The 24,844-nt window shown below is 43.4% G+C and carries 22 protein-coding genes; 13 read left to right on the forward strand and 9 right to left on the reverse strand.

Annotated features, from left to right (window positions below):
• Positions 1-32: 32 nt before the first annotated feature.
• On the forward strand, positions 33-1,847 hold the full coding sequence (gene msrAB, locus Q6344_05635; protein WLG14817.1) for a bifunctional peptide-methionine (S)-S-oxide reductase MsrA/peptide-methionine (R)-S-oxide reductase MsrB: 1,815 nt from the start codon (positions 33-35) through the stop codon (positions 1,845-1,847).
• A 283-nt stretch (positions 1,848-2,130) separates the two neighbouring features.
• Complete coding sequence (gene pncB / locus Q6344_05640; GenBank protein ID WLG14818.1) at positions 2,131-3,372, forward strand: nicotinate phosphoribosyltransferase; 1,242 nt, start codon at positions 2,131-2,133, stop codon at positions 3,370-3,372.
• A 7-nt stretch (positions 3,373-3,379) separates the two neighbouring features.
• Here pncB and Q6344_05645 read toward each other — a convergent pair whose 3' ends face one another.
• From Q6344_05645 to Q6344_05655, 3 genes are all read right to left on the reverse strand, one after another.
• On the reverse strand, positions 3,380-3,628 hold the full coding sequence (locus tag Q6344_05645; protein ID WLG14819.1) for an exodeoxyribonuclease VII: 249 nt from the start codon (positions 3,626-3,628) through the stop codon (positions 3,380-3,382).
• 62 nt (positions 3,629-3,690) lie between these two features.
• Complete coding sequence (xseA, locus tag Q6344_05650) at positions 3,691-5,205, reverse strand: exodeoxyribonuclease VII large subunit (GenBank protein ID WLG14820.1); 1,515 nt, start codon at positions 5,203-5,205, stop codon at positions 3,691-3,693.
• Between the two features lie 213 nt (positions 5,206-5,418).
• The gene (locus tag Q6344_05655; protein WLG14821.1) at positions 5,419-5,787 is read right to left on the reverse strand and encodes a hypothetical protein; all 369 of its coding nucleotides are present in this window, start codon (positions 5,785-5,787) and stop codon (positions 5,419-5,421) included.
• A 314-nt stretch (positions 5,788-6,101) separates the two neighbouring features.
• Here Q6344_05655 and Q6344_05660 point away from each other — a divergent pair, with 314 nt between their 5' ends.
• From Q6344_05660 to purF, 11 genes are all read left to right on the forward strand, one after another.
• Positions 6,102-6,761 carry an alpha/beta fold hydrolase gene (locus tag Q6344_05660; GenBank protein WLG14822.1) on the forward strand — a complete coding sequence of 220 codons (660 nt, stop codon included), beginning with the start codon at positions 6,102-6,104 and terminating at the stop codon, positions 6,759-6,761.
• A 300-nt stretch (positions 6,762-7,061) separates the two neighbouring features.
• Complete coding sequence (gene zapE, locus Q6344_05665) at positions 7,062-8,162, forward strand: cell division protein ZapE (protein ID WLG14823.1); 1,101 nt, start codon at positions 7,062-7,064, stop codon at positions 8,160-8,162.
• A 188-nt stretch (positions 8,163-8,350) separates the two neighbouring features.
• A complete protein-coding gene (locus Q6344_05670) occupies positions 8,351-8,995 on the forward strand; it encodes a nitroreductase (protein WLG14824.1) in 645 nt (214 codons plus the stop codon).
• A 184-nt stretch (positions 8,996-9,179) separates the two neighbouring features.
• Entirely contained in the window at positions 9,180-10,475 is a 1,296-nt protein-coding gene (locus Q6344_05675; protein WLG14825.1) for an NAD(P)H-dependent glycerol-3-phosphate dehydrogenase, read from the forward strand.
• Positions 10,476-10,559: 84 nt separating this feature from the next.
• Positions 10,560-11,018, forward strand: coding sequence for a histidine phosphatase family protein (locus Q6344_05680; GenBank protein ID WLG14826.1), 459 nt, complete (start codon positions 10,560-10,562; stop codon positions 11,016-11,018).
• Between the two features lie 130 nt (positions 11,019-11,148).
• Complete coding sequence (gene gspL / locus Q6344_05685; GenBank protein ID WLG14827.1) at positions 11,149-12,405, forward strand: type II secretion system protein GspL; 1,257 nt, start codon at positions 11,149-11,151, stop codon at positions 12,403-12,405.
• A 65-nt stretch (positions 12,406-12,470) separates the two neighbouring features.
• Entirely contained in the window at positions 12,471-13,046 is a 576-nt protein-coding gene (gene gspM, locus Q6344_05690; GenBank protein WLG14828.1) for a type II secretion system protein GspM, read from the forward strand.
• A gap of 165 nt (positions 13,047-13,211) precedes the next feature.
• Positions 13,212-13,757: a hypothetical protein gene (locus Q6344_05695; GenBank protein ID WLG14829.1), complete on the forward strand. Its 546-nt coding sequence runs from the start codon at positions 13,212-13,214 to the stop codon at positions 13,755-13,757.
• 185 nt (positions 13,758-13,942) lie between these two features.
• A complete protein-coding gene (locus tag Q6344_05700) occupies positions 13,943-14,977 on the forward strand; it encodes a quinone-dependent dihydroorotate dehydrogenase (GenBank protein WLG14830.1) in 1,035 nt (344 codons plus the stop codon).
• A gap of 136 nt (positions 14,978-15,113) precedes the next feature.
• Positions 15,114-15,611, forward strand: a complete 498-nt coding sequence (locus Q6344_05705; protein ID WLG14831.1) for a CvpA family protein — start codon at positions 15,114-15,116, stop codon at positions 15,609-15,611.
• Positions 15,612-15,928: 317 nt separating this feature from the next.
• Positions 15,929-17,464 carry an amidophosphoribosyltransferase gene (purF, locus tag Q6344_05710; protein ID WLG14832.1) on the forward strand — a complete coding sequence of 512 codons (1,536 nt, stop codon included), beginning with the start codon at positions 15,929-15,931 and terminating at the stop codon, positions 17,462-17,464.
• 181 nt (positions 17,465-17,645) lie between these two features.
• Here the strand turns inward: purF and Q6344_05715 are convergent, their stop codons facing one another.
• From Q6344_05715 to yajC, 6 genes are all read right to left on the reverse strand, one after another.
• On the reverse strand, positions 17,646-18,011 hold the full coding sequence (locus tag Q6344_05715; GenBank protein ID WLG14833.1) for an AzlD domain-containing protein: 366 nt from the start codon (positions 18,009-18,011) through the stop codon (positions 17,646-17,648).
• Complete coding sequence (locus Q6344_05720; protein WLG14834.1) at positions 18,001-18,732, reverse strand: AzlC family ABC transporter permease; 732 nt, start codon at positions 18,730-18,732, stop codon at positions 18,001-18,003. The genes Q6344_05715 and Q6344_05720 overlap by 11 nt, the downstream gene beginning before the upstream one ends.
• A 142-nt stretch (positions 18,733-18,874) precedes the next feature.
• Entirely contained in the window at positions 18,875-20,290 is a 1,416-nt protein-coding gene (locus Q6344_05725; protein WLG14835.1) for an MATE family efflux transporter, read from the reverse strand.
• 485 nt (positions 20,291-20,775) lie between these two features.
• The gene (secF, locus tag Q6344_05730; protein WLG14836.1) at positions 20,776-22,029 is read right to left on the reverse strand and encodes a protein translocase subunit SecF; all 1,254 of its coding nucleotides are present in this window, start codon (positions 22,027-22,029) and stop codon (positions 20,776-20,778) included.
• 9 nt (positions 22,030-22,038) lie between these two features.
• On the reverse strand, positions 22,039-23,916 hold the full coding sequence (secD, locus tag Q6344_05735; protein ID WLG14837.1) for a protein translocase subunit SecD: 1,878 nt from the start codon (positions 23,914-23,916) through the stop codon (positions 22,039-22,041).
• A 584-nt stretch (positions 23,917-24,500) separates the two neighbouring features.
• Positions 24,501-24,830 (reverse strand): preprotein translocase subunit YajC, encoded by a 330-nt coding sequence (yajC, locus tag Q6344_05740; protein ID WLG14838.1) that lies wholly within the window; start codon positions 24,828-24,830, stop codon positions 24,501-24,503.
• Positions 24,831-24,844 lie beyond the last annotated feature (14 nt).

Here is a 24,844-nt window from a genome sequence, read left to right on the forward strand (position 1 = left end):
ATGATCGTAAGACTTCGTAAAAAGGACCTCGCATGCCGCATAAGAAAATTCGCCATAATGATCGTAGTCATACTAATAAGTTAGCGACAGACTCACCATGTGATTCATCACGTTGGCTAAAGAGCATCAGTGCCGTTGGTGTCACGACAGTGCTGAGTGCTGGCATATTGGTCGCTTGTGGACAGATGAGTAGTGCGGAGAGCAATGCAAGTAGCACGACTAAATCAGCCAAGCAAAACAGTGGAGTGACTAGCTCACGTGACATGTTGCCTTCCGATATGCTTGGACAAATGCGAGCGCTGCCGCAATTGACAAAAGGCTTAGGTGACACGGGCACAGCAGTCATTGATCCTAATAAACCAACCTTGATTAAATTTTGGGCAAGCTGGTGCCCATTATGCTTGGGCACGTTGGCAGAAACCGAAGAATGGCGCACCGATCCCAAGTTCGCTGATTTAAATGTCGTGACTGTTGTCAGTCCCGGCCATCTAAATGAAAAAGCCGATGGCGACTTTAGCACTTGGTATGCAGGCGTCCAAGCAGACTATCCAAAGCTACCAGTATTGTCTGACGCTTCAGGCGAGCTGATTAATAAACTTGGTGTGCAAGTTTATCCAAGCTGGGCGATACTTGATAAAAGCGGCAACTTGGTGCATTTGGTAAAAGGTAATATATCGGCAGAGCAAGCCTATGCCCTTGCTGAAAATGCCAATAATGATTTTGCTGAGCTTAAAGCAGGGAGTGCTAAACCAGCAAATGCGCAAACCTTAGACAACAACAGCAAGATTGAAACCATCAAACAAAAAGATGGCGTTTATTATAACGATAAAGGCAAAGCGATTAATACGCGCTCAATCTACTTGGCAGGTGGCTGTTTTTGGGGCGTAGAAGCTTATATGGAGCGCGTCGAAGGCGTCGTCGATGCTGTATCAGGTTATGCCAATGGCGAGACGGCTAATCCAAGCTACGAGCAAGTGATTCGTGGCTCAGGTCATGCCGAAGCCGTCAAAGTCACTTACGATGCGGATAAAACAGACCTTGATACTATCTTAAAATACTACTTTCGCGTGATTGATCCAACCAGCCTCAACAAACAAGGCAATGATCGCGGTGTGCAGTACCGATCAGGCGTTTATTACACCGATAAAGAAGATAAAGCAGTGATTGATGCTGCCCTCAAACGTGTGCAAAGCCAGTATAAACAAAAAATTGTGGTAGAAAATGAGCCGCTAGACAATTTCTACTTAGCTGAAATGTACCATCAGGATTATCTGGCAAAAAATCCAAACGGTTATTGTCATGTTGATTTAAGCCTTGCCGATGATAAACTAGAAGGTACTGCGCGTACCAAGCTTGCACCTGTAAGTACCGTTGCTGAGACTTTAAATCCTAAGCGTTACGCAGGATTTGATAAAGGCGCGCTCAAAAACACCTTGACCAAAGCGCAGTACAATATCACGCAAGATGCCGGTACTGAGCGCGCCTTTAGCCATGAATATGATAATTTATTTGCGCCGGGTATCTATGTCGATGTGGTGAGCGGTGAGCCATTATTTTTATCAACCGATAAGTACCAGTCTGGCTGTGGTTGGCCAAGCTTTACTAAGCCGATTGATATGCAAGTCATTACTCAGCATGAAGACACCGCTTTTAATATGGTACGCACTGAAGTTCGCTCGCGAGTAGCAGACTCACATCTGGGTCATGTATTCCCTGATGGGCCAAAAGATCGTGGCGGGCTGCGCTATTGTATCAATGGCGGGGCGCTACAGTTTATTCCAGTCGATGTGATGCCGCAGTCAGGCTATGCGCCATTAGTGAAGTTGGTTAAGCCTGCAAAACCTTAATTATTAATACTGATAATCGACTTTATAAAAAAGACGTTAAGATAATTCTTAGCGTCTTTTTTATGATTGATGCCTTGAGCATAATTACTATCACAGCATGATGGTTCGTTTTATTATCGTTGTATTTTTGCTGTTATAGCCGTTGAATTATGAAAAACCAACCAAACTTCGTTATACTCAAAAGCTGAGCGTTTTCTATTATTAATACTTTTATAGTTATGTATACCTATTTCGTCGCTGGATTTGTTTGGCGGCTTTTCATTTTTGTATTTAAGGCTGTAACATGACCGTTACTCATACCTCTAAACCTTTTGAACCTATTATTACCTCTTTACTCGATAATGATTTATATAAATTTACGATGCTGCAAGCCATGCTGCATCAGTTTCCACAGACACATGGTGTTTATCGCTTTCGCTGCCGTAATAATAAAGACACGCTGTATCCATTGGCTGATATTAAGGATGATCTAGAGCAGCAGTTAGACAATTTATGTGAATTACGATTTTTAGAGGATGAACTAGAGTACTTACGTGGTTTGCGCTTTATGCGCTCAGACTTCGTTGACTATCTAGAATTGTTTAAGTTGAAACGTCGTTTTATTACCGTCAGTACGGATGATAAAGGTCGCTTATTTATCGACATCGAAGGTCCGATGATTCAAGCGATGTTCTTTGAAGTGTTTGTACTCGCCATCGTTAATGAGCTGTATTTTGATGCGCTATCGAATGCCAGTGTGATTGAAGAAGGTCAGCGCAGATTGGATGAAAAAGTCACATTGTTGCATCAATATGCGACAGAGCAGGAAAAATGTGATGCTAATACGCCGCCATTAATCATCGCTGATTTTGGTACTCGTAGACGTTTTAGCAAAGCTTGGCAAGCCCATGTGGTTGAGACTTTGCATAAAGCTGAACCAAAAATAGTAAGCGGTACTTCCAACGTGTATTTAGCGAAAAAGCTCGGAATGACGCCAATCGGTACGATGGCACATGAGTTTATGCAGGCATTTCAGGCTTTGGATGTGCGTTTACGTGATTCACAAAAAGCGGCGCTTGAAGCATGGGTACATGAGTATCGCGGCGATTTGGGTATTGCGCTGACCGATGTCGTTGGCATGGATGCGTTTTTACGCGATTTTGATTTGTATTTCGCTAAGCTGTTTGATGGTTTACGTCACGATAGCGGCGACCCGTATATCTGGGGTGATAAGGCGATTGCTCATTATAAAAACCTTAAAATAGACCCAAGAACGAAGATTTTAACCTTTAGTGATGGCTTAGATTTGGATAAAGCTTGGAATTTACATCAGTATTTTAAAGGTCAAATAAAGACCAGCTTTGGTATTGGTACCAACCTCACCAATGATATGGGTATCACCCCGATAAATATCGTCTTAAAGTTGGTGGAATGCAATGGGCAGCCAGTCGCTAAACTGTCAGACAGTCCAGGCAAGACCATGATTAATAACGACACGTATCTTGCCTATTTGCGCCAAGTATTTGAAGTCGACGAGCCTGAATAGAATTGACTTAACTGTCGCTATTCTCTGTTTTATCTTCTTCTTCAGCAAAAGCGGCATCTAGTGCTTGCTGTACCGCATTGATACGGGTTTCGCAAACGCGATAAGCAGCAATTGACTCTTCCACTGTGGTCATCAGATTATCAATATCTGGCTCATCTTGTTGCTGTAATTCAGCGGCATTGGTTTTTAGAATATCATAAGCCGCCTTAAAGGTTTTTGGGGCGGCTTTTTTGCGTTTGCGAGTAGGGGTTGTCATAAGGTTTCCTAATTTTAAAATAAAGTCTTTGATTAAGTTGAATCGACGGTAGGTTGTACTTCTTATTTATTAATGTTTACGTCAATAATCTGTGCTTTTGCTTTACCGTCCTTTAAGAGGATGTGCACCGTTTGTTCTGGATGGAGCTGCATACCGCTGGTCAGTATTTGCTTATCTTTTGCATCAGTAAGCATGGTATAGCCTTGCTTGAGCACCCGAGAAGGGCGATGCAGGAGCACAATATCACGCAGATGTTCGCTATCACGCTGTGCTTGTATTAACTGCTGCTGTGCCGAATGCATAATCGTTTTTTGGTTATTTTGACTGGCACTAGCAGCCACTGTTAACTGCTGATAGGCCGCTGCTTGAGTCTGTGTGCGTAGCTCGCTGGTGAGTCTGGCGGCTTGCTTGACCTGTCGCTGAGCGCTTTGCTGAATACTACGCCACGCATAATCACTGTCTTTTTGCAGAGCGGTTAATTGACCAATTGTTTGCGATTGTATTTGGCTCAACTGGCGTGTCGTTTGCTGCTCAGCGGTGTTTAATTGACGTTGGGCTGCTTGCTTGATTTGCGCTTGGTATTGCAGCGTTTGAGTGACGAGCTGGGCTAAATGCGTCATGATAGCGGCAATCACCTTTGATGGGGTATCAAAGCTAGTATGCGCGACTTCATCTAAGATCACTTTATCACGCTCGTGACCAATGCCAACCCAGACAGGGATAGGCTGCTCTGCAACCAATGCTGCCAATTCATAATCATTTAGATAGGCTAAATCACCGACCGCACCGCCGCCACGAATAATGACTAATAAGTCTGGCAGGCGCTCATAAGTATCAAAAAACTGCTGCTGGGCGTTAACGATTGCTTGGCGGATTTCGCTTGGCGCATGATTACCCTGAAAGGTCGCGTTATGATAATGGAAATGACAGGCACCTGTGCGCGCTAAGCGATCAGCGTCGGCTTGAAAATCACCTAATCCAGCGGCTTTTTCAGGGGCAATGACCAGCACATGCTCAATATCAAACGGAACAGGCAGCTGTTGATTCAGGTTTAATAAGCCTTCTCCCGTCAAGCGATCGACCATCTCTGCATATTGTCGCGCCAAGTCGCCTAACGTGTAGCTAGGGTCAATATCTTCAATAGTGAGAGAGAAGCCATATTGCGCATGGAAGCCTGCGGATACTTTGAGCAATACTGTCAAATCACGATCAAGGGGCATGCCAGTTGCGCGCTCAAATTTTGCTAATACCCGCGCGGCTTTAAAGCGCCAAAGATTGCCGCGGCAGCTAGCAATGACCTTACCGTCATCATCTTTTTCTGCCAATTCAAAGTAATAATGCCCGCCTTTACTAGATAGATTGCGAATCTCTGCTTTTACCCATACACGGTGGTTAAAGGTCTGTTTGATAACCATATCAACGGCTGATAAATAGTCACTCAATCGCAGAACGGTATCTTCTAAATTGACTTCAATATTATTTTCTTGCTCAGCTAACTCGGCTTCCAAGGTCGCTAAATCTTTAGCAGGCGCTAATACCTTAGCTGGTTTCATATTTGACAGGTTGGGTTTGCGCATAATAATAGACCAAAAGTGAGGGAGCTTAAAAACGGGCTGTTTATAGAGTAAGAGTCATAAAAAATCAGAAAGGGTAGTTTACCCCAAAAGCGAGCACACAAAAAGAGAAGCCAACCCGTCAGCGACTAATATATTCTTATCGCTGATTGGTTGGCTAAATACTTTATTAAATAACAAGCCGCCAAATAAGTGCTTTATGAAATAATAATTATTTTATTGGCAGCGAAAGTTGATTTTATACTCGTAATCGTCGTCACGTGATAAGTTCGGCGAGCCCGTACCAAGGATCGTACCGAGGACGGCACTGGCTTGCCCAATCATCCGACCGGTATTTTCATCTAAAATACCGTTATAAGTGACTTTGTCATCGACGATAATAACTTGCTTACCTCTGCAAGTTTTTTGTGCGCTGTCTATCGCATTTTGCTGTGCTTTTACTTTGCTATCGGCGATGCCAGTCGTCTCATAAATAGAGTTGGCACGCTGGATAACTGGTGATGAAGGCGTAGTTTGGCAAGCACTTAGGGCGAGTGCTGCCGCCAAAGTAGCAGTCAGTGCAGCGGTTTTATTAATAGTATTCATAAACGATTCCTAATGTCTGTCAGTCATACATAAAGTTGAATATCACAGCAAAATTGAGGATACGCTATGCACGTATCCGTCCATAGGTGGCTCAACAACTATGATGAATCTACCCTATTCGGCTCTGGGGTGTCTAGTCGGTTATTGTGTACGGTATTGCAGAGACCGCACATATTCATCATATATTCATGGGCGACGTTTACTTATGATGAGCGAAAATGAAAATAAGCGGTACTATGACACAGCAAATCACTTGAAATATAAACCATATCTAGGATAATTGACCTATTCATTTTTAATCAATAAGTAATTTTATGCCATTAATTCCTGCTCCTGCTGGCGTGCTCGAAGTCGACGCGCTTTGGCAACAAGATAATCCTAACAATCCAAATACCGATACAGTGGCGTTACTGTGTCATCCCAATCCGTTATTCGACGGCACGATGAATAATAAAGTGGTGACGACGATGTATCGCTTTGCTCGTGATAATGGTATGCACGTGGTACGCTTTAACTTTCGCGGTGTCGGGCAGTCGACTGGCGAGCACGATTATGCGTATGGTGAAGTCGTAGATGCAATGACCGTGCTACAATGGATTGCAGAGCAAACCAATGCGCGCAAGTTATGGTTGGGTGGTTTCTCTTTTGGCGGTTATGTGACAGCACGGGTGGCTGAGCAGGTGCTTGAAGCCCCTCATATTTGGGGGCTAGGCGATTTTGAGATTACTAAAATCGCCCTTATTGCTCCATCCGTTGAAAAAAATGACAGCAGTGACATAAGCTTACCAGCCGATAAAACGTTTGAGATTTATGGCAATGCTGATGAAGTGATTGACCCTGATAATATGCAAGTATTTGCGGAGCGATTAGGGATTGCTGTCAGCGTTGTAGATGGCGCAGGGCACTTTTTTCATGGACGTCTGTCAGAGTTGAAAGGCCTATTAGAAAAGCATACCTTTGGTAGCGACTCTTAGTTATTACCTAGGGCGTGTCATCAATTAGCACATTAGTACGTTTAGTGGTCTTAAAATGGCTAAATTTTGCTAAACATCGTCAGCAATTTTGTCAATATGTTCATATTAACGGCAATTGCTTCCTTGTTTATCTACAATTTTTCTCATTTTAAGCCTCACAATCTAATTGATGACACACCCTAGTAATATTAGGATAGAGAACCGCTATCAAGTAATGAGCTCTGATCGCTTCATTTTGACGAGTTCATGCAGAATCAACCATTACCTTACTATTTATTTTGTCTAATGATGAGTCGTATTATGAGTTTATCTCCATTGCAACGTTACGAGCAAGCCGTCAGTACAGATGAGTTTACTCGAGATGAGCAGCAATTTAAGGCCATGAGCTATCTTGATGAGATACATCATCAGCTCATCAATAGTGCGCCACAGAAGAAAGGCTTTTTTAGCTTTCTAAAGTCCAAGCCGACAGCACCAACGGGTTTGTATATGTGGGGCGGGGTAGGTCGTGGTAAAACATGGATGATGGACATGTTTTATGATTCATTGACCATTGATCGCAAGATGCGTCTGCATTTTCATCATTTCATGCAGCGCGTTCATCAAGAGCTAAACAAGCTGCAAGGTGAGAGTGACCCATTAGAAAAAGTCGCCGACATCATTTATGCAGAAGCGGTTATTATCTGTTTCGATGAGTTTTTTGTTTCTAATGTTTCTGATGCCATGATTTTAGGTGATTTGTTCACCATGCTATTCAATCGTGGTATTACATTGGTCGCCACCTCAAATATTGAGCCATCAGGATTGTATAAAGACGGCTTACATCGTGACCGTTTTATGCCCGCTATCGCTGAAGTGGAGCGTCATACTAAGGTGATGAATATCGATTCTGGTATCGACTATCGTTTGCGCGTATTGCAGCAGGCAGAGCTATATGAGTCGCCTATGACGAAAGCGAATCATCATTGGTTAGCCAACCGTTTTGCCAGTTTATCCAATAACCAAAAAATCAGTAATGAGCCAATTACGATTAATGGTCGCGAAATTAGAATTAATGCTCGCACTGAGGATATTTTATTCTGTGATTTCCGTCATTTATGTATGGAGCCACGATCAGCATCTGATTTCATCGAAATCGCTAAGCAGTTCAGCACAGTATTGGTCAATGCCGTGCCTGCTTTAGACGATGACTTACGGGATCCGACCCGTCGGTTTATTTATCTGGTTGATGAGTTTTATGATCGCCGTGTTAAGTTGCTGGTTAGAGCGCAGCAGTCGATTTTGGATCTATATCAAGGAGAGAAATTGGCGTTTGAGATTGAACGGACACGCTCGCGCTTGCTTGAGATGCAGTCAGAGGATTATCTGCGCATGGAGCATCGGGTCGATGATGCGGCATAATTAAAGCCTCTTCATAGCCGATGATAATCTACAAGTTGTCGATTAAAACACTCATGGTCTTCCATTCAAGTCACTCACACTCAATATTGATATATATTCGTTTGACATAACGTGTTTTTTGACAGTATTGAGAGTAAACCAAAGCATTGGTTTTTTGCATAAAAGATAATAATAAATAAGGAGCGGTAATGACTACATCCGAAGAAAATAATAAAAAACTGTCGACCCAAGATATCACCACAGACAGTATGCAGATTAGCAGTGAAGAAATGATTGGCTGGATCAATTCAAGGCGCAGTATGGGTAATTTGGATTTGCCCGCACCCACACAGACCCAAATCGAAACAGCGATTGAGTGTGCGGCGACAGCGCCAGATCATAAAAAACTGCGTCCATGGCGTTTTATAGTGACACAGGGGGACGCCCGTCATGAATTAGGCAATGCCTTGGTCGCAGCGGCTCAAGCCAAAGCGGTGCAAGAGGACGAAACGCTGTCCGAAAAGGACATCGCAAAAACTCAAGCCATGCCACTAAGAGCGCCCGTCATCATCACGGTTGTCACAAAAATACAAGCGCACAAAAAAGTTCCTCCTTTTGAACAAATGCTAAGTGCGGGAGCGGCTGTACAAAACCTGATTTTGGCGCTAAAAGCCCAAGGTTTTAGTACAGTGTGGCGTACGGGACTGCTATGTAATGAACCTGCTGTTAAATCATATTTTGACGTTGGTCCAGATGATTATGTGACGGCTTTTGTTTATACTGGCACCAGCCCCAAAAATGAACCCGCCCGTAAACCGATTGATATCGAGTCTTTAGTGCGATTTGAGTCATAATATATCTAAGCGCTGTTTAGTGGCGCTTTTCTCTTGACGAATACCACTCTCTAAAAAGACAGTCGGTCGTGTAGCAAAAAGATAGATAGCCTCAATACTCTAAGCTCTAAAGCGTCATAAGTCATGATAAATAAACCATGATAAATTCTATTAATAATAAATCAGCCAATACGGATAACAGCAAATGACCAGCCCTAATGATAGCAATAAAGACATCAGTAGCGATAATACTGAGGTGAATACGAATGCCCCTGAAAAGCAAAACAGTCTGCTGGCAGGTATCATCGAACGTGCTACCAAATCGGGTATTGGTCGTAAAAAACTCAATCCTAGCGCGGTAGAATCAGCAGTGGCAAAAAACATGGCGGATATTCACAGTAATCCTACCAAGCTACGTTTGGCATTTTTAGGCGGTGGTAGTTTTGGTACAGCAATGGCAAACTTGGCTGCACGCAATGGCTGTGATACCACGCTGTGGGTACGTAACAAGCGTACGGTAAAGGCGATGGTAAAAACACAGACCAATAAAAAATATTTACCAGGTTATAAGCTTGATGACAGCCTTAAATACAGCCATGACTTGGCAGCAGCCGTCAAAGATAAAGATATCGTTTTTATTGCGGTGCCTGGTTTGGCTTTTCGTGAGACCCTAAAAAATATTGCACCATTTATCAGTGGTCAGTCTATTGTGTCATTGACCAAAGGTATGGAGAAAGATACTTTTGCCATGATGAGCGATATTATTAAAGATGAGCTACCTGAAGTGAATTTTGGTGTCATGTCGGGGCCAAACCTTGCGATAGAGATCATGAAAAACATGCCATCGGCGACCGTTATCGCCAGTGAGTCTGAGCCATTGCGCCATGCCGTACAAGCCGCATTACATAGTGCGTTTTTTCGAGTGTTTGCCAGTGATGATGTCAAAGGTGTGGAGCTTGGCGGCGCGCTAAAGAATATCTATGCGATTGCCATGGGAATGGCAGCGGCTTATGATGTTGGCGAAAATACCAAAGCGATGATATTGACTCGTGCTTTGGCAGAGATGAGCCGCTTTGGGGTTGAGGCGGGTGCGAATCCGCTTACCTTCTTAGGATTGTCTGGTGTGGGTGATTTATACGCCACTTGTAGCTCAGAGCTCAGTCGCAACTATCGTATCGGTAACATGCTCGGTCGCGGTATGAGTATTGAGGCTGCGGTGAAAAAACTCGGTCAAACGGCTGAAGGGGTCAATACCATTCAGCAAGTGCATGAGAAAGCCACCAAGCAAGGCATTTACATGCCTATTACCCATGCATTGTATGCGGTCATTTATGAAGATAAAGCAGCATTAGGTGTGGCGTTACATCTCATGGAAGCGGGCTTTCGTAGTGACGTTGAATTTGTAATGGCACATGATCATAGTAATGCGGCGCTAACTGCGCAGATGAAGTCGTCAAGCGATAGCATTGATGATGAAAGTGGCGATACTGACAGTCAGTAAAAACCCCAATGTTAAATGATGACTTTGTTCTAAGAATGATTATTCTGCAAACAACGTCATCATGACAATGCATAAAGGAAGGTTATGAAAATTATACTAGTACGTCATGGTCAAGCAGAAGATGAATCACGTCCAGACAGCGCGCGCCAGTTAACTGACTTTGGTCAACAGCAAGCAATGCAGACGGCAGAGTATGTGATGACTCACTATTATCCTGACTATTTTGTCGTCAGTCCCTATGATAGAGCGCAGCAGACGCTAGCAGCATTTCAAACGCGCGCGCCCAAGGTTCCAGTAATCGTACAGGAAAATATCACGCCTTCTGATGATGCGCGTCAGGCTTTAATAGATATTGCGGATATTGACGCTGAGTGTCTGGTAGTGGTGTGTCATATGTCTATCGTCGCTTATCTCGCTGGTCTATTAAATGGCGATTATCCTGAATCATTTTCTCTTGCAGAAGCAAGGGTGTTTGAGATGGACTTTGTAATGGCAGGTATGGCAAAAGAGATTGATCGTTTTGTGCCTGAGCAGCCGTATTGAGATTAGGTCGAATCGTCAGTGATACTATTGACACTTAGTCTATTGACGCTTAGTGGTGTTAAACTGGTTAAAGAATGAAATTGTATGAATCCTACCTTTAAAACAGCTTTAATAATTAAGGACACGCTTAGTGTTACATGTTTGGTTACGAGCGCAGCATAGCCCGCTAGCTGTCTGGCATGAAGATATTCAGCAATGGCAAACGGTTGATGGTTGGCAACAGCTGCAAACAATCTATGGTAATTATAAAACCAATGCACAGAAGACTTTGTGTCTATATTTTCCATCAAGCCATATATTGCAGGTAGATACTGAGCTGAATGCGACTCAGCTTAAACAGCTGGGCAATAGCGGCAAGCAATACTTGTTTGAAGAGACATCCTTGACCCCTGTTGAGCAATTGGCGATTCGGCAAATCAGTGAAGCCGATAATCACCAACTGTATGCACTGGCGCAAAGCGATATCGAGTCATGGCAGCAGAGTGCTAAGCTCGCTGGCATGAGCATAACGGCGTTACTGCCTGATTTTTTATTGCTACCAACGCCAGATGAAGGGGCAGGTCAGCAAGTAACACTGTATCAAGATGAGCAAACCATGCTACTGCGTCAGTCATTGCGACAGGGTATGGCTGTCAGTTATTTGCCCTTGATTTTTGAACGTTTCCCGCATTTAAGTGAAGTGAATATATTGCCGCCCATAACGGCTTTAGATGATTCTTCAAAGCCAAAAAATTCGTCAATGCCCACGAGCTTTATGGCACAAACGGCCGCGCTTGTTGCAGATCATCAGTTATTATTAACCACATTAACCACGCCGCCCAAGCCTGTTGACAGCCCTGAGCGTCACGCGCTTAATTTCTTTATTAAATCAACGGACTCAAAGCTCTCACCGTATTTGCGTGTGGCAGCGATGGTCGCGTTATCGGCACTGGTATTACAGATGGCGACCGATGGCCTGCAGTGGTATCAGTATAATAAGGCGGCGGTAGCGACCAAAGCTGAGATTGCGGCGCAGTATCAAGCTTGGTTTCCAAATGAGCCATTAAGCTCGCGCACCAAACTGCAAGTGCAATTGCAACCAAAGCTACGCAGTGACAGCCAAGCACCAGCCTCTCATATGGCAGCATTGACTCGCATATCCCCGTTAATCAAGCAGTCTTCACTGCGGGCGCAAGCGTTAGTGATGCAGCCATCAGCACTCAGCTTTACCTTAATTGCCCCTGATCGTAATAGTCTTGATAAGTTTACGAGCACACTTGTTGCGCAGGGTTTAAATGCCAAGCTTGCACAGGTAAACAGTAATCAGCAAGGGCAGTTTAGTGGTCAGGTTACGGTGAATGTCGTAGAAAATAATGACACGACGCAAACCAATGTAGCGGCATCATAATTTATTTGCCAACTAGGCAACGGTAATAAATAGGCAGTGGTAATAAAAGTCAAAAAGGTTGGAAAATGAAACGATTACAGCGCCGCACCAAACGTAATAACATCACGCCAGAGACCAGTAATAGTATTGGAACCAATGTGCTGTCAACGCGTGTAAATAATTTTCAACAGATGCTATCGTTACGCTGGCAGGCACTTTCGCCGCGTGATCAGTTGGCATTGGCCGTATTGTCTATGTTCTTATTATTGTTCATTGGTGGCTATGGTGGTTATAGTATTCATCAAGCGGCAAACGACAGTAAGCGCGACTATCAAGAGCAAGTGGCTGATTACTTTTGGTTGCGTGCCCAAGCGGGCAATATCGATAGTAATGCGATCAATGCGGCAAACACGGCGGATGGTGAAGCCGCCATGCCACCTGCCAATGCTATCAGTGCATTGTTAAACAACTCAGGTATTGCCAACGCCCAAGTCGTTGCGACGGGTGATGCCGTGCAACTGAGCTTCAATCATGCCAGTCAAGCGGTGGTCAGCACCGCACTTGGCAAACTCGAACAACAAGGTTGGCAGTTCAGTCAGCTATCGATACAGCAAGACTTGGTTACCAAAGCCATTCAAGTACAAGCGACTGTCACCTCATAAATCGATATGCTGTGGAAACTTGAAGTATTTTAATCCTTATCTACTATTGCCCCAAATTAACTGATCATCAGTTTCTAAAATAGCCATTTATCATTAGCATCATTGAAAAATTGCACGTTTGACACAATTAATTAACTATCACACAGCCAGAGATGGATATTTAAGATGAATCAATCTTCTGATCGCAAACCTGACACGCATAGCCATCAGCAGACCAGAACTGCTGAACACCAGAGTAATGCGTCAGTTGAAGCTGCATTTGATCATGAAATGACTCAGCAAAGGCAGAGCTATGGGGCGAGTGACAATATGAGCACTGGTAAGCGCCGTTCTTTAATCACTTATAATCACATTACTTATTTTTTATACGTAATCAGCTATTTTACCGCTGGATTACTGTGGGTTGTACCAATTGTGATGAACTATGCGAAGCGCCATGACGCAGAGGGTTCGTGGTTGTCCACGCATTTCGATTGGCAGATTAAGACCTTTTGGTATAGCATCGTGTTTTTCTTCTTAGGTATTATTATCATTACCTTTGCATTAGGGGGTGTTGGCATCAGTATGCTGGCTGATAGCAATAATATTGCCATTGGTTCGGTATTGTTAGCGGTATTTGGCCTGCTAATCATGATTTTTACCTTCATATGGCATCTTTATCGTATCGTCCGTGGTTGGATCGCCCTGACGGATGGTCGTCCTGTACCTTAGGGGCAGTAGAATACATCTGTCCGCTCCTTAGCCAATATGTAGGTATAGCTATTAGTAGTACTCTAATACAGAAATTTAGCGCATGAAACTTTGCTCTTATTTCTGTTAAGCTGATATAATCGCAGCGCTTGATTTTATTCGCACTATTCACTCACTATTTCTTTCGAGCAGGGTCTGCCATTACTATGTCTTATGCCTTACTTCGCCCTTTTTTGTTTAAGATGGATCCAGAGCACGCCCACGAGATGACCTTATCTTTATTAGATAAAGCTCATAAAGCACGTGTTTTAGGTTTGGTATACGGTCAATCAATGCAGCCCACAGACTGCATGGGCTTGCAATTCGCCAATCCGGTCGGCCTAGCGGCAGGACTAGATAAAAATGGTGATTATATAGATGCGTTGGCTGAGCTTGGCTTTGGTTTTATAGAAGTGGGCACGGTCACGCCAAGACTGCAAATAGGCAATGATAAGCCAAGGTTGTTTAGAATCAAGCAAGCAGACGCTATCATCAATCGAATGGGTTTCAATAACCAAGGTATCGATTATCTGATTGAAAACGTCAAGCGCTGCCAATACAAAGGCAATATTGGGATTAATATTGGTAAAAATGCCGATACGCCAGTAGAGCAAGCTGCCGATGATTATGTCTATTGTTTAGAGCGTGCTTATCCGCATGCCTCCTATATCACCGTTAATATCTCCTCACCAAATACTAAGAATCTGCGTGATTTACAAAGTGGCGAGGCATTGACTCAGCTTTTGGATACGATTAAAAATCGTCACAGCCAATTAGCCACTGAATATGGTTTTTATGTGCCACTGGTATTGAAAGTTGCGCCTGATCTAGAGCCGCTACAAGTGGATTATATCTCGCAGCAATTGCTCGACTTTGAGATAGATGGGTTGATTGCGACCAATACAACGTTGAGCCGTGTTGGTGTTGAAGATTTACCTGATGGTGAGCAAGCAGGTGGTCTATCCGGTCGCCCAGTCAGCCACATTAGTACCCAAATTTTACAACAGTTCTCCGATCAGCTAGATGGTAAAGTCGCTTTAATAGGCGTCGGCGGTATTGACAGTGGTGCAAAAGCCGTCAAAAAAATCGAAGCGGGTGCAGATATGGTGCAGCTCTATACGGGGCTCATTTATCGTGGTCCTGGGCTGGTACAGTCTTGTATTCAAGCAATCGGTGGCTATTACGACGCGATGGAGCTATAGCGGATCAGTATTCCTAGCTCATTACCTATCAGATGCACAAGACGACTGTATTTTGAGCTGAGTCATCAAAAATTAATATGTCACGAAAACGAAAGTAAACATCCGATAAAAATCAATAAGGTATGAGGCGTAGAACATGAGTGGTCTGGATATCGTGATTGCTATTGTTGTTTTGATCGGCTTATGGCGCGGCTTTCAAGTCGGATTGATTAAAACAGCCGTTGGTCTAGTCGGTTGGTTTATTGCCTTGATTGCTGCCACGCGTTTGGCAGGAGTGGTTTCGCCGCAACTATCAGGCATGGTACAAAACCCTGTTTTACAAATGGCAATGGCATTTTTATTGGTGGTGATAATCATATTGGCCATCATGCACTTAGTGGCATTTGTATTCTCAGGCGTACTTAAAACCTTACGCTTGGGTGTCGTTGACAAAATGGCAGGTGGTGTACTGGGTGCTGCTAAAAATGTACTGATGGTCTTAGTTGTGCTTAGCGTCAGCGCGCCGTTACTGGTGCAAATGCCACAATGGCAAACGTCAGTGCTCGCGCCTGAGCTATTGCCTTATGCCCCGATGGGTAAAGCGTTGGTCTCAGATGTGTTAGGTATGGCTTGGGATCAAGTCAATCAATCGTAAGTATTTTTACGGTTAACCTTTAATGTCTCAATGCTTCGATGCTGATAGCTTGGGTTTATGGTGCTAGAGGTTATCGCTTCTATCATATCCTCTTTGTGAGTTATCCTTGATAAAAAATTATTTAATCGCATTTAGAGACCACAAATGCCAATAAATAGTGCATTTTTCTAATAGTCAAAAGATAAATATTCGTTAAATTCTGAACAACAATCATCAGGTCGTCGGTGAGTGACAGTACGCATTTTTGATAATCTACTGTTAGCAGTCTTGCCACTATTGTAGTACTAATTAATGAGTCAAAATAGGATATAGCTATTATGTGTGGAGTCATTGGAGTTGCAGCTCACGAACCAGTCAATCAGATTCTTTATGACGGTTTGACGATGCTACAGCATCGTGGGCAAGATGCAGCGGGTATTGTCACTTTGCAAGATGGACGACTCTATCTACGTAAAGAAAATGGCATGGTACGTGACGTATTTATGAATCGTCATATGATGAAATTGGTTGGTAAGTTTGGTATTGGTCATGTGCGTTATCCAACAGCAGGCACGTCAAGCAGTGCCGAAGCTCAACCATTTTATGTCAACTCACCTTATGGTATTACCCTTGCACACAATGGTAACTTGACCAATGCTGAGAGTTTAGCCAAGTCTTTATACATCGAAGATCGCCGACATCTTAATACCGATTCAGATTCAGAAGTATTGCTAAACGTACTTGCCCATGAAATGCAAAACTTGGGTAAAACCAAAGCAACGCCTGCTGATATCTTTGAAGCAGTCACGGCTGTATATGGTCGCGTCGAAGGCGCTTATGGCGTGGTCGCTTTGATTACGGGTCATGGTTTGCTCGCATTTCGTGATCCAAACGGTATTCGTCCGCTTATTTTCGGTAAGCGCATGGCACCGAATGGCGGCACCGAGTACATGGTTGCCTCAGAGTCAGTTGCGCTGACAGGATCAGGATTTAGTATTATCCGTGATGTAAAACCTGGCGAAGCCATATTCATTGATTTAGATCATAAATTACATACCCATCAGTGTGTTGAGCAGCAAGAATACACACCTTGTATCTTTGAATATGTGTATTTTGCCCGTCCAGATTCTATCATGGACAACATCTCAGTTTACAAAGCACGCTTACGTATGGGTGAAAAGCTGGCTGATAAAATCCTTGCTGAATGGGGTGAAGATCACGATATCGATGTGGTGATTCCTATTCCAGATACCTCGCGTACGTCAGCGATGGAGCTGGCACTAAAAATGAATATTAAGTACCGTGAAGGGTTTATGAAAAACCGCTATATCGGTCGTACCTTTATCATGCCAGGTCAACAACAACGTAAAAAATCAGTTCGTCAAAAACTCAGCGCCGTACCACTTGAGTTCAAAGGTAAAAACGTACTGTTGGTTGATGATTCTATCGTTCGTGGTACCACTTGCCATGAAATCATCCAAATGGCACGTGATGCTGGTGCGAATAAAGTATTTTTTGCTAGCGCCGCGCCACCAGTTAAATATCCAAACGTCTATGGTATCGATATGCCAGTACGCAGTGAGCTTATTGCCTCAGGTCATACGGTAGAAGAAGTACGCGATATCATCGGTGCTGATAGATTGATTTTCCAAGATTTGGACGACTTGATTGATGCGGTAAAAGATACCAAGTACAGCAAAGTTGAAGGTTTTGATTGTGCCGTATTTAATGGTTGCTACATCACTGGGCAGATCAATGAAGCGTATCTTGAGCACTTACAAGAGCAGCGCAATGACACTGCCAAAACAGGTAAAAAAGGCGTACAGATAGTGGCTGATACCCCAGTTGATATGATGGGCGTCGAAGAGCTTTAAGTTATCAATTTCTTAAAAGTATCAGTTTTTTGCAGCACTGTTAGAAAGTAAAAGGCTGGATTCTCATAAGAATCCAGCCTTTTTTTATTTTAAATATAGCTCAATTACAGGGTTTAAAATTATTCATATGAACTATATGCTGTCATCCATTCATGTGTTCATCAATTTTCTAGGACACGCCCTAGTATCCACTTAAAAAATTGGTAAATACCCATAGCAAGCCATTAATGGCAGCGATGCCAACGACCATACTGACCAATAATTGACGGCTGATATGATAAACGAACAACACCAAAATAAGGGCACCAATTTGTGCCATCAATAAATGGAGTTCAGCGTTATTTAGCCTAGTCGTTGCCGATAAATTTTGATAAGAAAGGCTGGTTAAAATAAGCAATACCATGACTGATAGTGGCAAGCTCTCATTGAGCCGATGCAGCCAAGGTGTGTCTAACAGCTTTCTGGGTATTAAGGCGGGTAGCGCACGGGTAATAAAGGTCACGGCGGCCATCGCAAAGGTTGCGAAAATAAGGTAACTACTGGTCATTGTTGGCTCCTGTCATATTACGCTGCGTCCAAAACCCACGAGCTAAAATCAATAGCATACAGATGGTGATTGCCACCAATAACAACCAATTACTAGTAAATAAAGATGCCACCGCTAAAGAAATGACAGCAATAGCAATGGGGAAATAACGTTTGATACTTTGGAACTGCTCATAAGCTAAGATCGCAAACAGACAGACTAAGGCAAAATCCAAATGTGGTACCAAATCGCTCAGAGTACTGCCGATTATGACACCAACCGTGCTCGCTAGTACCCACCAGCTTTGATTAAATAAGCTCAATGGTAGTATCAACGCTTGTCTTGACTCATTGGGTAAACTAGTCATAACAGAGAAAGTTTCATCAGTCAAGGCAAATAGGCAATAGGTTTTGGCAAGCTTATGTTCTGGTAGGTATTGCAATAATGGCATACCATAAAATACATGACGTAGATTAATAGCGGCAATATTGGTTGCGATGCTACCAATCGGTAAACCAGCGCTCAGCATCGGCAAACAAGCATATTGAGCGGCGCCCGCATACAGTACAACACTCAGCATAATCGTTGCCCACACAGGGATACCGGCAACTTGTGCCAGCACACCAAAGGCGATACCCGCAGGTAAATAGCCCATCGCCACAGGTAGGCTTTTTTTGAGCCCCGCCGCCCAGTCGTAGCTGGTCTCATGCTGTTGATGTAATTCTTTTGAATGAGTAGTCACATGACATCCTAATTTTTGCTGTTTTTTGATTATTATTAATATTTTGCTGAAAGATTAATGTTAGAAAACTGGTTTTAAAATGAAGCATAGCCCGAGCAATGGCAAAAACACCCTAGAAAAAATGCACTTCATCTAAAGAACATTACACAGTCGGCTGGAGCTTTTCATAGCTGGCTGTTTGATGAGCTCGGTACAAGAAGCCACCCAAAATAACCAGCCGAAGTAATAACAAACACCACACGCTTAGCCAAATACCAGTCATATCCCACTGTTGGTAGAGCAACCAGCTGAGTGGAAAAAAGATAGCGGCGAGTATCAAAGCTGCGTTACGAATCACATTGCCGGCAGTTAAGCCAAAAAATATACCATCTAGCCAATAGGCACCAACGCCAACGAGAGGTAGTAACACCGCATAAAGGTGGTACTCATATGCCAACGTAAAAACGGACTCGATATTGGTCATAAATTGCAAATATGTTGGCATCGCAAGCCACCATATCACACTTAACGTAATCGCTAGACCATAACTGACGATACCAGTGCGCTTGATGATAATACGAAAACGTGGCCAATCCCGTCGTCCTGCTGCTTGACCGCTTAACGTCTCAGCTGATACTGCCACGCCATCAAGAGCAAAGGCTGAGATACTTAATACTTGAAGCAAAATAGCATTGGCGGCTAGGATGACGTCACCACTTTGAGCCGACAAGCGGGTAATCCAAGCGAAACTCAACGTCAAGATTAGAGTGCGGATAAAAATATCTTTATTTAATGAAAATAGCCTAAGCATTTTTTCTTTAGAAAAATATTGCTTATCGGCAGTGAATAAGGCTTGCCAAGATATTTGCAAATGCTGACGGCTGAGCCACAAGGCTAGTATCACGCCTAGCCAAAAGGCAATAGTGGTTCCTAACGCCACCCCAACCAATCCCATCTGCATCCCGTAGACAAAGAACAAGGTTAGAATGATATTCAGAATGGCGATAAAGCCTTGCTGGTAAAGCATGTAACGAGTCTTACCTTGACCAGCAAACCAACCAATAAAGGCAAAGTTCATTAGCTCAGCGATGACACCCCAAAAGCGTACATCCAAATAAGTCTTTGCCGCTTGCCCACTTTCGGGGTTGGCTGATAGAGCTTGCAAGCCAAAATCTATCAACCAAGGCTTTGCCAATAACAGAATGCTACCGATAGCAAACGCTAATAACAAGGCACGTTGCAAGATTGATAGTAGGGGTGATGGGGTTAACGATTTGGTGGTATGAGTAGGATTATCAGCATGATTGACCGATTGTCCTAGCGCTTGAGCCGATAGCCCAGACGAGGCATATTGCAAAAAGTTAAAACTCACGAGTAATAAAGACAATAACTGTATCGCCAAGCCCATACCAGCAAGTTTAGCCGTGTCATTCATGTTACCCACGATCGCGGTATCGATGACGCTTTGTAGTGGCATAGCTAGGTTGGCCAATAACACGGGCAACGCAATAGCAATGATACGTGTATAGCGAGTATCAATCGGTGGCATAGCACTAGGTGGCGAGGTGGTCATTGGCATTTTTGGCTCGTTTATCGCTGAAAAACAAGAAGGGCAGAATTAATGTGATTAACGCTATGACATTACCGTATAGTCAATTCACTATAAAGGCGTTACGGCGTTAACCTTACTTGAAGTATGAATTATATATTTGTACTTTGTTGCCTTGACTCTGTTTTAAATGGAGTTAGCTCTAGTAGGTGTGATATTCAAGGCAAAAATAGCTACAAAGACAAAAGCACCTAGACTCATTATTCACGAGTCAGGTGCTTTTTTTGATGCTTGCTTAAATACTATCTTAGCTAAGGTATGTCCTCAATCTGAGCATAAAACTTTAAATGGGCTAAAAATGGTTAAATCTTTGCCAAGCTGCGTCAAATAGCTGGTTCATATCTCGATATTAACTGTACTATTTTCCTTGTTTAGCTGCGATTTATCTCATTTTTATCACCATTTTCAAAATGAGGACACACCCTAGTTATTAGCTTGAGAAAGTATAAAATTTATTAAGCATTGTCTTGTTCAAACATTTTTGGATCATTGAAAGTGACAATTTCTTCTTCAAACTCAGGTTTTACTTTCACAATAAAGTCATCGCGTGATAGACCCATACGTAATGGAATCGAGCTTGCAATATACGTTGATGAGTAAGTACCGGCAAGCAGACCAATGAAGAGCGCTACTGAGAACCAGAACAGTCCATCGCCGCCTAAGAATAGCATGGCAAGTACAACCAGTAAAACAGTGGAAATGGTCATAATGGTACGGCGCAACGTTTCGGTCAAAGACAGGTCAACGGTCTGGCGAGGTGTGATACCACGGACACGACGAAAATTCTCACGAATACGGTCATACACAACAATTGTATCATTGATAGAATAACCAACCAGTGCCAAGACGGCCGCCAAGACGGTTAAGTCGAAAGGAAAGCCAAACAAGGCAAAAACACCAATGGTCACGATAGCATCATGAAACAGCGATAATACCGCACCAAGAGCGAGTTTAAATTGGAAACGTAAGGCAACATAGCCCAACATACAGACCAATGCTAATACCAGTGACATGACTGAGTTTAGATAAATTTCATTACCAACTTGGCTGCCAATAATATTAACGTTACTGATTTCAACATTATTATTAGGCAGGGTTAATGCTTTAGTCAGGCTACTATTTAGGCCGTCTACGTTATCAGACTGTGGTGGCAAGCGTACGAGGAGTTCTTCTCGCGTACCAAGATACTGTACCACGGCATCATCAAAGCCATTATCGGCCAATGCTTGTACGACTTCAACTTGCTCAACAGGCTGCTCGTAACGCACATCTGCGGACACACCACCCGTAAAATCAAGTCCTAAGTTTAGACCGTTTACTGCAATTGCAATGATACTACCAATAACCATCAATAGAGATAAAAGTGCCATTGGCTTTTCTATCTTCATAAACGGAATAATACGCTGGTTGCCAACGGCTTTGATACCGCCTTCAGCGATTGCAGCAGCATCATCAGCGGCATCACCCGATTCTATCTCAGGATTGGCTGACAGTGCTTGACTGCCTTTACCCGCATCCTTACCACTGCTCAGAGCTTTGTCTTTTTTTGATTTAGCGGTAGTTGGGTTATTGGCTTTGGTATTACTACCTTTCCCATCACGGCGTGGTTTTTTACGGCGGTGTGTGCTTGCCTCAACATTTGAGCCACTTGAACCATCTCGATCTGGATTATTCTGCTGTTCTAAAGGATTGTTCTTATCAATCGTCATAATGTTCTCCTAACCGATGCTCAAACGTTTGATAGATTTACGCTTACCATAAGCAATCTGTACCAGCGCACGTGTCACCATAATAGCGGTAAACAGTGAACTGACAATACCAATAGCCAATGTAACCGCAAAGCCTTTAATCGGACCCGTGCCAATTGCAAATAGAATAAAAGCAATCAATAGGGTGGTGATGTTGGCATCGAAAATACTACTAAAGGCTCGATCAAAACCTGCCACGATGGCGGATTTGGGCCGTACCCCGTTTGCTAGCTCTTCACGTATTCGCTCAAAGATCAGTACATTGGCATCGACGGCCATACCGATGGTCAAAACGATACCAGCAATACCAGGCAAGGTAAGTGAAGAGCCTAAGATTGACATAATAGCAATGATGATAATAACGTTCACGGCCAGCGCCACGTTGGCAATCACGCCAAATAGACGATAGAAGATAATCATAAACGCAAACACTAATAGATACCCGACTTGCGTAGAGAATAGACCTTTATCAATATTGTCTTGACCTAATGATGGGCCAATAGTGCGTTCTTCTACAAAGTACATCGGTGCGGCAAGTGCGCCTGAGCGTAGCAGTAGTGCAAGCTCGGCAGCTTCCGCGCTACTATCTAGCCCAGTAATACGGAAAGAGGAGCCAAGGACCGCTTGAATATTGGCACGGTTAATGACTTTAGTCTCAGCATAAGGTGTTCTAACTTCGACAGTTTCGCCAGTCTTCGGATCTTCTTCGTAAGTGATTCTTTGCTTGTTTTCGATGAACAACACGGCCATCTGTTTGCCAACGGCGGTACGAGTGGCATTTTGCATGAGCTTACCACCAGCACTATCTAAAGTAATGCTGACTTCAGGAGAGCCGCTTTCATCCACACCAGTTTGAGCATTGGTGACTTTATCACCAGTGACAATCGCTTGACGTTCAAGCAGTACCGGCGGACCATCAAGTGTCTCAAACGGGAAAGCTTCGGTACCCGCTGGAGGGATGCCGCCCGTATAGTTTTCGCTGTCTTCAGCAACCATACGGAACTCAAGGTTTGCGGTGCGCCCTAAGACACGTTTTGCCTCAGCAGTATCTTGTACGCCAGGAAGCTCAACGACAATACGGCTAGCACCTTGAGACTGTACTAAAGCTTCAGTCACACCAAGCTCAGCAATACGATTGCGAAGGGTGGTCAAGTTTTGATTAACCGCATAGCTATTGATTTCATCAAGCGTTGCATCGTTGTACGCTAAAATCAGTGCAGGACCTTGCTCATCAATAGAGGATTGCAAGCTAAACGTATTGCCCATTGAGCCTTGCAAAACATTCTGTGCACGGTTACGAGTATCTGTATCAGCGAAATGTAATACCACACTTCGATCTTCGGTCTTAATGCCTTTGATCGCAATTCGCTCAGCACGTAGCTCGCGACGCATGTCACGACTGGCACTGGTCAAACGCTGTTCAAGCGCCTTATCCATATCGACTTCTAGTACAAAACGCACACCGCCACGTAAATCAAGGCCGAGCTTCATCGGTTTTGCACCGATATCACGTAGCCACTGCGGCGTCGTTTGCGCCAAGTTAAGCGCGACGACATAGTCTTCGCCCAAGTTTTGACGCAGTACTTCCTGAGCTTTGAGCTGATCGACTGGATTGTCAAGACGTACCAGCGCACTGTTGCCCTCAAAGGTTCCATCGTGGTTATTGATGCCAGCCTCTTCAAGCAAGCTTTGAGACTCAGTCAAGATACCTTCAGACAGCTGTGTACCTGCAGCGGCGCTTGTAATCTGCACGGCAGGTTCATCAGGATAGAGGTTAGGAGCAGCATATAGACCGGCAATGATTAGCACGACGGCAATAAGTAAGTATTTCCAAGCGGGATATTGCATAATCACTTCTTTAGGTTGATAAACGACTGGCGACGTAGGCCACAAGTTAGCAGATGGGAAGTTAGCGATAGCAATGGTTGAGTGCTGTATCTAGCAGTCGTCATCATGCACCATTGCGATCATCCGCGATGATAGTAAAACAGTAGAGCAAATAATACAGACGTATCTTTATATAGTCATCAAAAATATATAGTCAGCAAAATATCACTGATAAAATCAATAAAGACAGCATCGTCAAAAGCATAAACATAAATTGTCTATACTCTATGAGACTGTTTTTACATCATTGCTCTATAGCGAAAAATGACCGTAAATAAGGTACGGTCATTCTTAGGCACTGTATTAATCACTATATTTATTAATGACAGATGAGGGCGTGTCCTCAATTCAATTGATTATCCTCTAAATGGGCTAAAAATGGCTAAATTTTGCCAAACATCGTCAAATAGCTTATTAATATCTCGATATTATTTGCGCTACTTTCCTTGTTTGACGGCAATTTATCTCATTTTTACCACCATTTTTAAAATGAGGACATGCCCTAGTAATCATCAATAAAACGCGACTAATATTTCAATCAATCATTAAACGCTTTCAATTGTGCCAGCAGGTAACACTGAAATAACAGAAGCACGTTGTACTTTGACATCAGTATTATTGTTTAGGCTGACCACAGCATAGTCACCTTCAATGGCTTTGATACGACCCATCAAACCACCAGCAAAAATGATTTCGCTACCGACAGTCAATGCATTGACCATGGCACGATGTTCTTTGGTACGCTTAGATTGCGGACGAATGACTAAGAAGTAAAAAATCGCAAAAAAAGCAACAGGCAATAGTATTTGACTAAATAGTGACATCGCACCAGCAGCTTCTGGTGCAGCATGGGCAGCTTGGATAAATAACAACATAATTTCTCTCAGTA

The sequence above is a fragment of the Psychrobacter cibarius genome (assembly GCA_030686115.1).
GTDB lineage: Bacteria > Pseudomonadota > Gammaproteobacteria > Pseudomonadales > Moraxellaceae > Psychrobacter > Psychrobacter cibarius_C.

Excerpts from the sequence above, each read along its gene's own strand:
- yajC (WLG14838.1), bottom strand. The coding sequence starts at position 24,830 with ATGTTGTTATTTATCCAAGCTGCCCATGCTGCACCAGAAGCTGCTGGT.
- secF (WLG14836.1), bottom strand. The coding sequence starts at position 22,029 with ATGACGATTGATAAGAACAATCCTTTAGAACAGCAGAATAATCCAGAT.
- Q6344_05670 (WLG14824.1), top strand. The coding sequence starts at position 8,351 with ATGACTACATCCGAAGAAAATAATAAAAAACTGTCGACCCAAGATATC.
- secD (WLG14837.1), bottom strand. The coding sequence starts at position 23,916 with ATGCAATATCCCGCTTGGAAATACTTACTTATTGCCGTCGTGCTAATC.
- Q6344_05725 (WLG14835.1), bottom strand. The coding sequence starts at position 20,290 with ATGCCAATGACCACCTCGCCACCTAGTGCTATGCCACCGATTGATACT.
- msrAB (WLG14817.1), top strand. The coding sequence starts at position 33 with ATGCCGCATAAGAAAATTCGCCATAATGATCGTAGTCATACTAATAAG.
- Q6344_05645 (WLG14819.1), bottom strand. The coding sequence starts at position 3,628 with ATGACAACCCCTACTCGCAAACGCAAAAAAGCCGCCCCAAAAACCTTT.
- pncB (WLG14818.1), top strand. The coding sequence starts at position 2,131 with ATGACCGTTACTCATACCTCTAAACCTTTTGAACCTATTATTACCTCT.
- Q6344_05700 (WLG14830.1), top strand. The coding sequence starts at position 13,943 with ATGTCTTATGCCTTACTTCGCCCTTTTTTGTTTAAGATGGATCCAGAG.
- gspM (WLG14828.1), top strand. The coding sequence starts at position 12,471 with ATGAAACGATTACAGCGCCGCACCAAACGTAATAACATCACGCCAGAG.
- Q6344_05695 (WLG14829.1), top strand. The coding sequence starts at position 13,212 with ATGAATCAATCTTCTGATCGCAAACCTGACACGCATAGCCATCAGCAG.
- Q6344_05660 (WLG14822.1), top strand. The coding sequence starts at position 6,102 with ATGCCATTAATTCCTGCTCCTGCTGGCGTGCTCGAAGTCGACGCGCTT.
- Q6344_05675 (WLG14825.1), top strand. The coding sequence starts at position 9,180 with ATGACCAGCCCTAATGATAGCAATAAAGACATCAGTAGCGATAATACT.
- zapE (WLG14823.1), top strand. The coding sequence starts at position 7,062 with ATGAGTTTATCTCCATTGCAACGTTACGAGCAAGCCGTCAGTACAGAT.
- purF (WLG14832.1), top strand. The coding sequence starts at position 15,929 with ATGTGTGGAGTCATTGGAGTTGCAGCTCACGAACCAGTCAATCAGATT.
- xseA (WLG14820.1), bottom strand. The coding sequence starts at position 5,205 with ATGCGCAAACCCAACCTGTCAAATATGAAACCAGCTAAGGTATTAGCG.
- Q6344_05655 (WLG14821.1), bottom strand. The coding sequence starts at position 5,787 with ATGAATACTATTAATAAAACCGCTGCACTGACTGCTACTTTGGCGGCA.
- Q6344_05680 (WLG14826.1), top strand. The coding sequence starts at position 10,560 with ATGAAAATTATACTAGTACGTCATGGTCAAGCAGAAGATGAATCACGT.
- Q6344_05705 (WLG14831.1), top strand. The coding sequence starts at position 15,114 with ATGAGTGGTCTGGATATCGTGATTGCTATTGTTGTTTTGATCGGCTTA.
- Q6344_05715 (WLG14833.1), bottom strand. The coding sequence starts at position 18,011 with ATGACCAGTAGTTACCTTATTTTCGCAACCTTTGCGATGGCCGCCGTG.